Origin of the sequence: Neobacillus drentensis (assembly GCF_036966985.1) — a bacterium.
Taxonomy (GTDB): domain Bacteria; phylum Bacillota; class Bacilli; order Bacillales; family Cytobacillaceae; genus Neobacillus; species Neobacillus drentensis_E.
Genome location: NZ_JBALSN010000175.1, coordinates 1 through 14,230 on the forward strand (window position 1 = coordinate 1; position 14,230 = coordinate 14,230).

Annotated in this window: 13 protein-coding genes; 8 read left to right on the forward strand and 5 right to left on the reverse strand. The window is 39.7% G+C overall.

Annotated features, from left to right (window positions below; genetic code table 11):
- Positions 1–187: 187 nt before the first annotated feature.
- The 8 genes from V7659_RS11920 (at position 188) to V7659_RS11955 (ending at position 5,396) form a co-directional block, all read left to right on the forward strand.
- Positions 188–634: a hypothetical protein gene (locus V7659_RS11920; RefSeq protein ID WP_335540205.1), complete on the forward strand. Its 447-nt coding sequence runs from the start codon at positions 188–190 to the stop codon at positions 632–634.
- 1 nt (position 635) lies between these two features.
- Positions 636–860, forward strand: coding sequence for a helix-turn-helix transcriptional regulator (locus V7659_RS11925; protein ID WP_335540206.1), 225 nt, complete (start codon positions 636–638; stop codon positions 858–860).
- 27 nt (positions 861–887) lie between these two features.
- Positions 888–1,589 (forward strand): DUF4386 domain-containing protein, encoded by a 702-nt coding sequence (locus V7659_RS11930; RefSeq protein ID WP_335540207.1) that lies wholly within the window; start codon positions 888–890, stop codon positions 1,587–1,589.
- A gap of 342 nt (positions 1,590–1,931) precedes the next feature.
- Positions 1,932–2,111 carry a hypothetical protein gene (locus V7659_RS11935; protein WP_335540208.1) on the forward strand — a complete coding sequence of 60 codons (180 nt, stop codon included), beginning with the start codon at positions 1,932–1,934 and terminating at the stop codon, positions 2,109–2,111.
- A gap of 61 nt (positions 2,112–2,172) precedes the next feature.
- Positions 2,173–2,742 (forward strand): hypothetical protein, encoded by a 570-nt coding sequence (locus V7659_RS11940; protein ID WP_335540209.1) that lies wholly within the window; start codon positions 2,173–2,175, stop codon positions 2,740–2,742.
- A 96-nt stretch (positions 2,743–2,838) separates the two neighbouring features.
- Positions 2,839–3,330, forward strand: a complete 492-nt coding sequence (locus V7659_RS11945) for a hypothetical protein (protein ID WP_335540210.1) — start codon at positions 2,839–2,841, stop codon at positions 3,328–3,330.
- Between the two features lie 327 nt (positions 3,331–3,657).
- Complete coding sequence (locus tag V7659_RS11950) at positions 3,658–4,800, forward strand: processed acidic surface protein (RefSeq protein WP_335540211.1); 1,143 nt, start codon at positions 3,658–3,660, stop codon at positions 4,798–4,800.
- A complete protein-coding gene (locus tag V7659_RS11955) occupies positions 4,800–5,396 on the forward strand; it encodes a class D sortase (RefSeq protein ID WP_335540212.1) in 597 nt (198 codons plus the stop codon). Before V7659_RS11950 ends, V7659_RS11955 begins: the two co-directional genes overlap by 1 nt.
- A gap of 498 nt (positions 5,397–5,894) precedes the next feature.
- On the opposite strand, the gene V7659_RS11960 is transcribed toward V7659_RS11955, so the two are convergent.
- The 5 genes from V7659_RS11960 to V7659_RS11980 form a co-directional block, all read right to left on the reverse strand.
- Positions 5,895–6,617, reverse strand: a complete 723-nt coding sequence (locus tag V7659_RS11960) for a DUF421 domain-containing protein (RefSeq protein ID WP_335540213.1) — start codon at positions 6,615–6,617, stop codon at positions 5,895–5,897.
- A gap of 255 nt (positions 6,618–6,872) precedes the next feature.
- Entirely contained in the window at positions 6,873–8,255 is a 1,383-nt protein-coding gene (locus V7659_RS11965) for an L-cystine transporter (protein ID WP_335540214.1), read from the reverse strand.
- Positions 8,256–8,485: 230 nt separating this feature from the next.
- The gene (locus V7659_RS11970) at positions 8,486–10,174 is read right to left on the reverse strand and encodes a glycerol-3-phosphate dehydrogenase/oxidase (protein ID WP_420491726.1); all 1,689 of its coding nucleotides are present in this window, start codon (positions 10,172–10,174) and stop codon (positions 8,486–8,488) included.
- 104 nt (positions 10,175–10,278) lie between these two features.
- Positions 10,279–11,769, reverse strand: a complete 1,491-nt coding sequence (gene glpK / locus V7659_RS11975; protein ID WP_335540215.1) for a glycerol kinase GlpK — start codon at positions 11,767–11,769, stop codon at positions 10,279–10,281.
- 136 nt (positions 11,770–11,905) lie between these two features.
- The gene (locus V7659_RS11980) at positions 11,906–14,098 is read right to left on the reverse strand and encodes an alpha-galactosidase (protein WP_335540216.1); all 2,193 of its coding nucleotides are present in this window, start codon (positions 14,096–14,098) and stop codon (positions 11,906–11,908) included.
- Positions 14,099–14,230 lie beyond the last annotated feature (132 nt).

Here is a 14,230-nt window from a genome sequence, read left to right on the forward strand (position 1 = left end):
AAGAGGACCAACGGTAACGATAGGAAGCGAATGGTGCCCGCAGGGATAAAAAATAGCTTTAAAGGTAACTAGAGAAGGTGACGCCTTTATTTGTGTAAATTATTTTTGACCTGATGTAAAGTTTCCCTTACATCATGCATATAATGCTATGCATGATGTAAAAGTGACCATACAGGGGGTGTCAACCATGACCTATCAAGAAAAGAAGAGCATTGTATCGTTGATCAGCGCCATACTCATTTTCGGATCTTATTGCTTGTACATGTACCCGCGATTGCCCACAGGGGGGCTGGAGTCGACTGAAACCTTTCGCTATTGGGGTTCCTTCGTCCTCATCTTGACGTTGGTTTCAATCGTTGCCCACATCATTATCAGTATTATTTTTAACATCGTCTTTAGAATTACAACCAGGGAAAAAGAACCGGCATTTGCGGATGAATTAGATAAATTAATTGACTTGAGGGCGCATCGAAATTCTTTCTTTGTGTTCATTCTCGGCTTCCTTCTTGCAATGGGATCGCTAATCATCTATCAGCCTTCACAAGTGATGTTTATGATCCTAGTAATCTCAGGATTCATTTCCGATGTGACTGGCTCCATTACGAAACTTTATCACTATAGGAGAGGAGTCTAATATGGCTAAGACTCTTGTCGGCAATCACATCAGAAAATTACGATTTAACTATAATGAAATGACCCAGCAGCAACTAGCTGACAAGGTGGGCGTTACAAGGCAAACTATCGTGGCTCTCGAAAAGGGAAACTACTCCCCATCTCTAGAACTCGCTTTTCGAATTGCTCATGCCTTTAGTTTGCCGTTGGAAGAGGTGTTCTTTTATGGGGAAGACACAAAGCTTTGAGTTTATTTAAAAAAGGGGAGATACAACATGAATTCAAACAAAAGGGCAGCAAAAATTGTGGGAGTCCTGTTTATACTTGCAGCAGTTACAGCAATAATTGGTCTTAAATTATACGATCCCATTCTAAAGGGTCCGGATTATCTGATTACAGGTTCCGAACACGCCAACCAGGTGATTCTTGGGGCGGTTATGGAGCTATTACTTGTTGTCTCAGCGGTGGGGACGGCAACTACCATGTTTCCTATTTTAAGAAAATACAATGAAACGATCGCTCTTTGGCATGTATGCTTCAGGTTTCTTGAAGCGATTGTCATTACCATTGGTGTAATCAGCGTCCTGTCCCTATTGACTTTAAGCCGGGAATTTGTAGCGGCAGGAGCCCCGGATTCCGCCTCGTTTTATGCTTCAGGTACTATTTTAAAAGCGGTACATGATTGGACATTTATGCTTGGTCCGCTTTTCATGCTGGGCATCAATACGATGATGTATAGCTATATATTTTATCAAACCAAGCTCGTACCCAGGTTTATACCCATCCTGGGAATGACAGGGGCAACGCTTGTATTTATTTGTGCCTTGTTGGTCATGTTCGGTGTCATTCAGCAAATTTCGGTTTGGGGAGGTATTTTGGCGCTGCCAGTCGCTGCTAATGAAATGATTTTAGCTGTTTGGCTCATCGTTAAAGGATTCAATGAATCTGCACTTTCTTCCATGACTGCAAAAAATTAACTCCATACTCCATAGGGACGGTTCTTATAGCTTTTTGAGGCTAGTGTGACCATAGGAACCGTCCCCATGGTCTTTGCCTGGGGCACTAATGACATATTTCAAGAAACTTACGACATTTGCTGGATAATAGTTGGAAAATATCTCAAACTAGAAAAACTAATGACATATTTTTAGAGACTTATGACATAATTCAGGACACTTATGACACATTTCAAGAAACTTACGACATTTGTTGGATAATAATTGGAAATCATCTTAAACTAGAAAAACTTGAGTGGTATAAACTATGAAATTATTGTCCATCCTTAAACTATAAAACTAGTTTTGTAGGGGTGGAAATCGATGAGCAAAGAGGAATTAAATAAAATTATTGCTGTAAAAAAGATGGATTTAGAGGAGTGTGAACAAGAACTTAACAATCGTTACTATCCTTCGATAGTTAGAATGGCGATGACGAATTATATAATGATTTTACAAGAACAATTAGAAAGATATAAGAACGATCGTATTAATTTGCAGTAAGGCATATTATCCCTTTTACTGGTAATCATAAACATTACTACCAACTTAAAGGATGATAAAATTGTCAGACCCTAGAATCGTTCAATTTGATAAAGCGGTGAAATTGAGAAAAGAGTCAACGGATGCCTTTCTTGATTATTGGAGAGACCATGCGCTATATGCCTCTTTAGAATATTGGATCATGGTTGCAATACTTTTAGTCCCACTCATCTTTCTAGTCTTTAAAATTGATAAGAGTAAGATGTTCTTAATCGGATTTTATGGGTATAGCATTCATGTATTAGCAGCGTATATAGACTTATTTGCGATAAATAGCGGTAAGTGGAATTATCCATTTCCACTATTACCGTTCCTTCCTAGTGTATCCATAGACACAAGTATTGTGCCAGTTACTTTTATGCTTGTCTATCAATGGACACTAAATTATAAAAAAAATTTCTACGTATATTCTACAATTACAGCAGGATTTTTTGCGCTTATTTTCAAACCGGTACTTGTGGGGCTAGGCTTGTTCCGGATGTATGGACATATGAATTACTTTTATCTTTTGATTATATATATATTAGGATTTCTAACAGCAAAATTAATAACAAATGTATTTATATGGCTTCAAAAGAAATACACCAAATAACGATTAGGATCGCTGCGGCGGTCTTTTTTCTATGCCCAAAAGGAACTTGGAAATAATCACCTTGAATTTGGAGATAGTAAATATGAGGTGATTTGTGTGAATTCAATAATAAAGAATTTAGATATACATGCTCAAGGAAATTGGCTGCCGGTCAGCTTGTCGTTGCTTTTGTTTTTATATGCTCTTTTTATGCCCAAAAAAGAAATCGGTTGGAGAGAATGGTATGTTACATTTGGAGTCATTGGTTATGTTGCTTGGATTGGTGATTCCTTATTTGGAAAAATGTTTGATCTGGTTGATTTTGGCAACCCCAAAATCACGGGAATAGGCGAGTTTCTTAGTTACAGCCTAATTCCTTCGTCGCTATCCGTTATTTATTTAAACTATTTCAAGAAAATAAATAAATGGATTCTAGTCATTATGTTTACCATCCTTTCTACGTTAATTGAATGGGGAATGAGGAAAGTAGGATATATGAAGCCTCATGGCTGGGGTTTCTTCATCTCAATACCGTTGTATTTTGTAGTTTTTAGCTTTGTCCTTCCTTTACACAGGAGAATAATAAAGGAACGTAACCAGCAAAAGTAAAATAAGCGGAGATTTTCCGGTTAAATGCAAAATGGAGCTTGTTTCGGGGGAAATAAGGGGAGGTTTTCCGGTTATGCATATAAAAATTCCCCATTTTCGAACTTTTCGAGTCAAATAGGCGGAATTTCTCCTTCTATTTAAGACCTTTTTAATCATAATTCCTAATTAAGAGGAATTTTTCCGTCTATTTATCAGCACGGGTGCTTAACCTGCTCCCCAAAAATATCCCCTATATTTCGTCAAAAAAACTCTATTTTTCCCCTCAACTTTCCTCTAAAATACATAGTTGGAACACTTTTTTCTAAAAAATATAGGGGGAAATAAAAAGTGAAGAAATTTCAAAGGATTTTATTGGCAGTCGTCCTTCTGTTTGGCTGTTTTCCAGCTGTTGGTAATGCAGTCGCACCAGATGAGTTAAACGCATTTTTAACCGAAACGAAGTGGACAGAAGAAGATCTAGACTCCTATCTGGAATATTACTATGATATGAGCTTGAAAGATTTTTCTACGATTAATGAATTAAAAGAAACACTAGGTGAGCAAATTACTGAAGAAAATCTACAGAAATTTATAAAAGATTACGAGTTTGAAAATGAAGCAGACCTTGTTGCCTTTCTTATTGAAAACGGGGAAATGGAAAAAGGTGAAAATATTAAGGATGTCTTTCGATACATGAATGCCCTTGAGGATACTGTTTATTATTATACAGAAGACATCGGCACCCCGATTACAGATGAAAACCTCAAGGAACTTCTCGAAGATTATGATTTGAACCTTCAGGAATTGAAGGATTTATTGAAAAAGAATGAAGATTCACTGGACAATTATGAAACGATTGAAGATCTAGATATGGCTGTAGCTTTGTATTTGGGCGGCGGAAATGGAATAGAGGATATTGTTTCCGAAATAGGCATTACAGAAAACGAAGTCATGGCAATGATGGCCCATTTTGAAAGCCTCAAACTAGATGAAGCGACGGTTCAAGAAAAAATGGCATCATTTCAGAAACGTCTTGAACCATTTATTGATATAGAAACTGCAAGCGAGCTTACAACTGAACAGGCTGCCGAGTTGGCCAGCATTGTAGAAGAAATCTTTAACATCGTTGAATTAAAGCCGAAGTTTTATCTAGTAAAGGACAGTAAAAAGAAACCAGTTACCATGAATGAGCTTGTCAAGATGAAAGATGCTCAAGGTTATGGCTTGTTAATCGAGCTTTATAATAAAAAGGGTAAGTTTCTTGCAGATGTATTATTCCCTGCAGACATGCTTAATTCGGAATTAATTGACGAAACGGTAAAAAATGTGAAAAAAATCGAAACGGCTGTAAAAAGTGAAAAGAAGCCACGAACCATTAAAGGTGGTAAACTTCCAAATACAGCAGGCCATTATATGGATTGGGTACTGGTTGGTTCATTAATGATTCTTGTAGGTGCCATTTTTAACCGCAAGAGGAAAGAGCAAGCCTAATGAAAAAGAAAAACCCGGCTCGAAAGTGGATGAGCATCTTCCTAGTCCTTGTAGGATTAGGGATGGTGTTATCAAACATCAAGCCCTTTTTTCAACAAAAAAATGAGGGTCAATTCCAACATAAACAGGAAAAAAAGGCACCCAAAGTAGTAAAAGAAAAAATTGGCTCGAAGTCTCTTTACTCCATCCGTTATAAAATAGGGGATCGGATTGGAGACTTGGACATCCCGAAGCTTTCTAAGACCTTGCCGATTTTTCATGGGGCAAATGAAGATGAACTGGAAAAAGGAGTCGGCCATTTTGCAGGTAGCGTGCTGCCCGGCGAAAAGGATAATTCCGTTCTTTCAGGACACAGGGATACGGTGTTTAGGCAGCTAGGAAAGATCGGAAAAGGTGATTTACTCATTGTAAGGACATCTGCGGGCAAGTTTACCTATAAAGTAAGAAGAACACGAATTGTTGATGCCGATGATCGGACCGTGATTGTCCCTAAACCGAGGGCTACCCTGACGGTTACGACCTGTTATCCATTTTCATACATTGGCAACGCACCGCAGCGCTATATTTTAATTGCAGATTTAATTAGCTCTATGTAATGTTCCCACATATGAGGCTCCATCAAGTTTTAGGACAAAGGGTAGCATGCAATGAAAAGCATAAAGAGTTCCGTTATATAAAAAAGTAAAACTCGCCATTGAAAAAAATTGGCGAGTTTCTTTATTAGGAATACAAAGACCTTATTTATATAAAACCACCGTAATGCATCAAAATAAGGTCTTCTTGGAAACTCACTCCTTTTTAAATAAGATGTCTTGTCCTTAATCGAGTAACCAGCAAAAGTAAAATAAGCGGAGATTTTCCGGTTAGATACAGAATGGAGCTCGTTTCGGGGGAAATAAGGGGAGGTTTTCCGGTTATGCAAAGAAAAATCCCCCATTTTCAAACTTTTCGAGTCAATAGGCGGAATTTCTCCGTCTATTTAAGTCTTTTTTAATCATAATTACAAATTAAGCGGAATTTCTCCGTTTATTTATCAGCTCGGGTGCTCAACCCGATCCCCCAACCAATAAGTGCTATTTCTATGTATATCCTTTTTAATTTTCATTCCCTGGTTTATAAGTACTAATACTCTCATCACGTTCTTTTTTAATATCAAACTCAACTTCACCATTTTGATTGTAGGTAGCTAATGTAATTTTATGTAGGTCCTCTTTCCTGAGCTGATGGATGCTCATTTGAGAATACAGCCAATCTAAATTTTTATGAACGAACTTTAAATTATGCTTCACGATATCCCCGTCCATAATTAAGGGGATCGATATAAAGGTAGGACTAGGCTGCAGATTTAGATCGCTGGGTTGTAAGGGTCTTTTATCAGACTTGGGGATGATACTAACCTGTCCAGACTCCTCCATCACCGCTATCTCCACATCTAAAATATTTGTATATCCCTTTGTGCGAAGGATCCCTTGAAGTTCATCAACCGTTAATCGAACCCTTGCCAACCCTTTTTCGTCGATATCCCCTCCTCGGATTAAAACGGTGGGGCTGTGGGAAATCCAATACTTCAACTTATTGACTAATGCCAGTCTCGATAAAATGATATATAAAAGTGCAATTGAAAAAGAATACCAAGCAGCTGACCAGTTGTTTTTTGAAACAATTGGCTCAGTTATGGCCGTTCCCATGATCTGTATAAACATCAGGTCAAAGGCCGTCATTTGCGCAACGGACCTCTTTCCAGCAAATTTCACCAATAAAAATCCTAAAGAAAACACCATAAAAGGTGTCCATAAGTAATCATTTAAGAACGTCACGTTTTAATACTAGCCTCCTTAAAACCCTTATTACCATTATTCCTAGTCTAAGAAGGGAATAAACTTAGAAATTATATAAAGGAGGGTCCTCATCGTTTACTGTTTATCGTAAACGAAACTTCACTATTTCTTTGAAAAACCATAAAAATTAATAGTTTAGTTGGTCTTTGGCCAAAAAAGCTCAAAAAACACAGGGACTGATCTTTCTATAAACAAAAAAAGGATAGCCCTATTAAGGCTATCCACTACATTTGATTAAGCCTCAATTACTCTAGGCTGTTGGTAAACTTCATTCTCTAATTCACCTGTGATCTTACCAGTCAACACGCCGGCGGTCATGCTTCCGCTGACATTCAAGGCTGTACGTCCCATATCAATTAAAGGTTCAACTGAGATTAGCAGTCCGACAATGGCGATTGGCAGGTTTAAAACGGATAGAACGATTAATGCGGCAAATGTAGCTCCACCGCCAACACCAGCAACCCCGAATGAACTAATCGCCACTACTAAAATAAGAGTAATGATAAACGATGGGCTGAATGGATTGATGCCTGCAGAAGGCGCAACCATGACGGCTAACATTGCAGGATAAACACCCGCACATCCGTTTTGACCAATGGTAAGTCCAAATGAACCTGCAAAGTTAGCAATCCCTTCTGATACACCAAAGTCTTTCGTTTGCGTTTTAATGGTCATTGGCAAGGTTCCTGCACTAGTGCGTGACGTGAAGGCAAAGGTCAAGGTTGGCAGCCCTTTTTTCACATAATTTACAGGACTTAGTTTGGCAAAGGATAATAGTAGTAAATGGACAATGAACACCAAAATGAGCGCCACATAGGAGGCAACCACAAACTTACCTAATTTCGCAATCGCCGCATAGTCACTTGTTGCGGTAACTCTTGTGATGATGGCAAGAATGCCATATGGAGTTAGACGTAAGATTAGTGTGACTACCCTCATGACAACGGAATAGAACGTATCAATGATCTTTGCAAAAAATTCTCCTGTTTCTGGGTCTTTGCGCTTTACCCCAAGATAAGCAATTCCAATAAACACTGCAAAAATAACAACCGCAATCGTTGATGTCGCGCGCGCTCCCGTTAAGTCCTGGAATGGGTTGCTCGGGATTAACTCAATAATTTGTTGCGGGAGCGTCATATTTTCTATCCCAGTAACTCGTTCCTCTAACTGGGCATTACGAGCTGCTTCCGCTTCTCCCTCAGTTAATTGCACACCATCAAGACCAAATCCCAATGCAGAGCCGATACCAATCGCCGCAGAGACGGCTGTCGTTGCAAGCAGGATGCCGATGACAAGGAAACTAATTTTTCCAATATTTTTCGTTAGCTTTAACTTTGTAAAAGCTCCGACAATAGAGACAAATATCAGCGGCATGACCACCATTTGTAATAGTTTCACATAGCCATTTCCGACAATGTTAAACCAATCGATCGAACCTGTCGTTACTTCATGTGTCGTGCCATAAATGAGATGAATGAGAAAACCAAAGATAATACCTAAACCTAACGCACTAAAGACACGCTTGGAAAAAGAAACATGCTTCTTTTGCATCGTAAATAATCCAAACATGAGTAATAACAAAACGGCTGCATTGACGAGGATCAGCAAGAAATTCATACTATCCATCCTCCTTCAAATTCAGAAAAATTGTAATCCAAATATTCCAATGAATTAAGTCGGATTTATGGTCGTCACCATATACCTGCTACGCTTTATAACAATCAAACGTTTGATATGGTAAATAATATGATAGGACTATTCCTTATATTCCAAGCCCGTCACTTATTTAATCAAACGTTTGATTAGTTTTTTTATCCCTAGAAAATCACCGCTTAGATTTGGACTTTTTATTCGGATGAGGATGGATCGACCGCATCCTTTAATGCTGTTTCTAATTCTTCAATGAATCGAGTCCTTTCCTCCATTGTCCATCCAAGTGCATCTTCCATAAAGTCAATGATCGCTTCTTCCCACTCCACTACCCATTGAATATCAAAAAATAAAGCCCCCGTCCTACGGATAAAAAAGTCTATTGGTTTTACTGTCATTTCATCCTCTAATGAATAAACAATTTGAACAAACACCTCAAGCGGCAAACCAAACTTGTTATTTGGGTCATACGTTCTCGCAATGTCAAAAATTCGATCAATATTTGAACCGTAGCGATGAACCAATTTGCGATATTGTTCCTTTGTAAACCCTCTTAACTCGCCATTTTTTTCATTTTTTTCAATAAATGAAGCAAAGTTACGAGCCCCCTCAACATGACCGCCGGATATCGGTAAATACTTGGTCTGGCATGCTTGAAAATTGCCGCTCTGCTTAGCGATCAAGTTCACCACCGTTTCCGCCATTTTTCTGTATCCAGTCAGCTTCCCGCCTGCAATGGTAATCAGCCCAGAATTCGAAACCCATACTTCATCTTTTCGCGAAATTTCAGAGGGATCCTTACCTCCTTCATAAATCAGCGGTCTTACTCCTGCCCAGCTTGATTCAATATCCTCCGTGCAAATATCTACGGTTGGAAACATATAATGAATCGCTTCAATAATGTAATCTCGGTCATCTGCTGTCATTTTCGGATTAATCGGATCGTTGTTATAAATAGTGTCTGTGGTCCCCACATACGTTTTCCCATCCCTTGGAATGGCAAAAACCATCCGGCCATCTGGTGTATCAAAATAAACTGCCTGATTTAGGGGAAATCTTGATTGGTCTATCACCAAATGGACCCCTTTGGTCAGCCGCAGTTTTTTCCCAGTTACCGACTGATCTTTGTCTCGGAGCGAATCGACCCATGGACCCGTAGCATTAATGATATATTTCGCATAAATATCATGAACAGTTCCAGTTAATTGATCCTCAACTTTAACACCGATTACCCTATCGTTTTGGTAAATAAATTCCAATACTTTGGAATAGTTTACGGCTTTGACACCTTTAGCAACCGCTTCCTTGATGACTTCGATAGTTAACCGGGCATCGTCAGTACGATATTCAACGTAATATCCGCCGCCAGTTAATCCCTCTCTTTTAATGAGCGGCTCTTTTTGAATGGTTTCACTTGCGGAAAGCATTTTTCTGCGTTCACTTTTTTTAACGCCTGCTAAAAAGTCATAGACTCGTAATCCAATCGATGTACTGACTTTTCCGAACGTTCCACCTTTATGAATAGGCAGGAGCATCCATTCTGGTGTCGTTACATGCGGCCCATTTTCATAAACAACCGCTCGTTCCTTCCCTACTTCTGCCACCATCTTCACTTCGAATTGTTTTAAATATCTAAGGCCTCCGTGAACAAGTTTTGTGGAACGGCTAGATGTCCCAGCTGCAAAATCCTGCATTTCTACCAAAGTCGTTTTCAGTCCTCTTGTTACGGCATCTAATGCGATCCCAGCACCTGTAATTCCACCACCAATGACAAGCACATCCCAATCTTCTCTTGCCATTTCCTTTAAGATTGTGTTTCGATTCAAACTCGAAAATTTTAATATTTCCACTATGGTTACCTCCAATTGGAATAAAAAAGAGACCATAACAAAGACAATGGTTAATAATCCAATGCTTTGTTGTGGTCTCTCTAATCCCTCGGTGAAATATTCGAAATATTAATTTAATTCTAGTATATCATTCCATTCCATCATTTAAAAGCCCTAGCTGCGTTTACAGCCTTTTTCCAGCCTGAATATAGATTGTTTCGATCCTCTTCATCCATATTTGGTTTGAATGCTTCATCCATATGCCATTGAGCAGCAATTTCGTCTTGACTTGCCCAATAACCTACCGCTAATCCTGCTAAATAAGCAGCTCCCAAGGCGGTTGTTTCCCTTATTACTGGACGTTCAACTGGGACATCCAACATATCGCTTTGGAATTGCATTAAGAAGTTATTGGCAACAGCACCGCCGTCTACACGCAGAGCTTTTAGTGAGATCCCAGAATCGGCTTCCATTGACGTTAATACATCTTTTGTTTGATATGCAAGCGACTCTAACGTTGCGCGAATAAAGTGTTCTTTCGTTGTTCCACGTGTTAAGCCGAATACCGAACCACGTACATCACTATCCCAATAAGGAGTTCCTAACCCCACGAATGCCGGAACTACATAAACACCATCGGTAGATGATACACTCGCAGCAAATTTCTCGCTCTCTTCCGCACTTCTAAACATCCGGAGCCCATCACGGAGCCATTGGATCGCAGAACCGGCAACAAAGATACTTCCTTCTAAAGCATATTCTACTTTTCCGTTAATACCCCAAGCTATGGTCGTTAACAGCCCGTTCGCTGATTTTACTGCTTGTTCGCCGGTATTCATTAGCATAAAGCATCCGGTCCCATACGTATTTTTCGCCATTCCTTTTTCATAACAGGCCTGACCGAATAATGCCGCTTGTTGGTCTCCTGCAATGCCGGCAATTGGCACATTAGCGCCAGAAAAAGGGGAATCAATTGTTTTGGCGTATACTTCTGAAGATGGGTGCACTTCCGGAAGCATTGAAGCAGGAACTGAAAGAATTTCTAATAACTCCTCATCCCATATAAGGTCATGAATATTGTACATTAATGTTCTTGATGCATTCGAGTAATCTGTCACATGGGCCTTTCCACCGGATAGTTTCCATATAAGCCAAGTATCAATTGTTCCAAATAGCAGCTCTCCACGCTCCGCTTTTTCTCTTGCGCCTTCTACATGATCAAGAATCCATTTTACTTTTGTTCCAGAGAAATAAGCATCAATTAACAGGCCTGTTTTATCCCTGAATAATTGATCATAGCCATTTGCTTTCAATTCTTCACAAATCTCAACGGTTTGGCGGGATTGCCAAACTATCGCATGATAGACTGGCTGCCCTGTTTCTTTATCCCAGACTACTGCAGTTTCCCGCTGGTTAGTAATACCGATTCCAGCCACTTGTTCTGGTTTTACATTCGCCTCAGCCAAACATGAAGCCATTACCGCTAGGACTGAACCCCAAATTTCATTGGCATTATGCTCGACCCAACCCGGTTGTGGGAAGTACTGCTGAAACTCTTGCTGAGCAACATGAACAATCTTTCCTTCTTTATTAAATAGAATAGCACGTGAACTTGTTGTCCCTTGATCTAAGGATAAAATGTATTTTTCCATCTATGAACTCTCCTCTTACATTAAAAATATTCCATATTTTTCTACGCAGACCATTTCAAAAGGCTTCCTTCCCCATAAGGAAACGATTACAACGACTACGATTATATCAGACCTAAAGATCATCTTTTATATTTGATTACTTTTCGAATGCTTCAATGTAGTAAATACTCGAGTAAAAATCTCTATTTATCAGCGGCAGCGTTAATCCAATTTTCATTAACTCATCGCCAGCATATTCCTGTTCTCCCCTATTTACTCTATAAATCTCACACGGCTTTAGCCCGCGCAACTTTAGTCGGAAAAACGGCGGATTTGGTGTTGCCAAGGTTTTATAGTAAAAAACGGCAGCCCTTTCCTGATTCGGTGAAACATACATCCAAGCCGAATCCATTCCAACAAACGGGCTTAACAGCCTGTATAAGTCACCGAAACAGACAATATCCTTGATTTGATGATATCGTTTGATTTGCTCCATTACAACCTTCTTATCATCATTACTCAGTTTGTCGATATTTAATTCAAAACCCAAATTTGCAGCCATCGCTACATGGCATCTCATTAAGAGTGGTGTAGTTCTTCCCACCTGATGATTCGGTACATCTGATACATGTGCCCCCATGGTAATCGCAGGATAAATGATGCTTGTTCCGTATTGAATCTTAAGCCGTTCAACAGCATCTGTATCATCACTCGTCCAGGTTTGCGGCATAAAATAGAGCATGCCAGGATCAAAGCGACCTCCTCCTCCAGAACAGCTTTCAAATAAGATCTGTGGAAACCTTTTGGTCAGTTTTTCTAAGATTCGATACAAGCCAAGCATATAACGGTGTGCTGTTTCTTTTTGCCTATTAGGTGGCAGCGCAGCCGAACCCACCTCCGTCATATTTCGATTCATATCCCATTTCACATAGGAAATTTTAGCACTGCTAAAGACACGGGTGAGCGTTTCGATTAAAAAATTACATACGTCTTCCCTGCTTAAATCAAGAATTAATTGATTTCTAGACTGTGTCCGGTTCCTTCCCGGTACATGGATACACCAATCGGGATGTTTACGGTACAAATCACTGTCAGGAGAGACCATTTCTGGCTCAACCCATATTCCAAATTGCAGCCCCTTTTTTTGGATATAATCAGCCAACCCTTCTAAACCATTCGGAAGTTTTTTCTTAAAGACAAACCAATCACCCAACGAACTTTTATCATTGTCACGATGCCCAAACCAGCCATCATCTAATACAAACAGTTCGATGCCTAACTCTTTTGCTGCATCCGCAAGGTCGAAAAGTTTTTTTTCATTAAAATTAAAATAGGTGGCTTCCCAGTTATTAATGAGAATTGGACGTGTTTTGTCTCTGTATACCCCACGACAAACTCTTTCCCTCAGTATTTTATGAAAAGTCCTGGACATTCCTCCAAGCCCTTCCGATGAATAAATCATTATAGCCTCAGGAGTTTGAAACGTTTCACCCGGCCTCAGCACCCATGTAAAATCAAAAGAGTTTATTCCGATACTTAGTCTAGAAGTTTGAAATGGATCCACTTCGATGGAAGCTTGAAAATTGCCGCTGTAGACCAAACTGATGCCATATACATCTCCATACTCTTCGTTGGTGTCTTTTGAAAGGAGCGCAACAAACGGATTATGTTGATGGCTGCTTGCACCTCGAGCTGATGAAATCATTTGAATTCCGTGGTTAAGCGGCCGCCTTTCGATGTGACGCTCACGCCCCCATGTTCCATAAAGGTGCAGCCAATCCCAATCTGACTGATGAATGTCCACTGACATACTCATACATTTATGTATTTCCACATCATGGATCCCAAGGTGCTCAAAGGAGACCGATCTCGTTATCACATCAAAATCACGGTAAATTGTATAATGAAGATTCATCCCGATCCCAAGCATGGAATCTACCAGTGTTAGCACTAGTGTTTCTGCTTCAGATTTATCCTCGACATACGCAGCAGGCAATCCCTCAAGTGGATGTTTTCCTTGGAAAATCCCATGAGAATCATAGACAAATTCCGTTACCGTAGTGCCGTCAGCTGAACGGATCTGATAGGCAGGCGAACGAAAGTCCCCATTCCCAAAAGCGGGATATTCCTGTGGTAATGTATCAAGTGAAAATTGCGAAAGAGAAGGCTCCGTCGTCGGCGAAAAAGACCTGCGTTTATACGTCAGAATGGAAGCAGGATGCAGTGCCCTAACCCTCTTGCCCCAATACAAATGGACGGGATATTTACCATGGACAATTTGAATCAAATAACTAATCCTGTTATTGTACAAATGAAAAATCCCATCCTTTTCATCCCAATCAATTGGCACGGGCACTCACTCCTCCATGGTCGCTGAATAGCCAAAATTACTTATCTTACAATAAATATGATTTGCCAGATGCATAACAGAACAATTTATGTAAAAAAGGGTGTCAGGCACCGTTCGTGGACATTTGTCCAC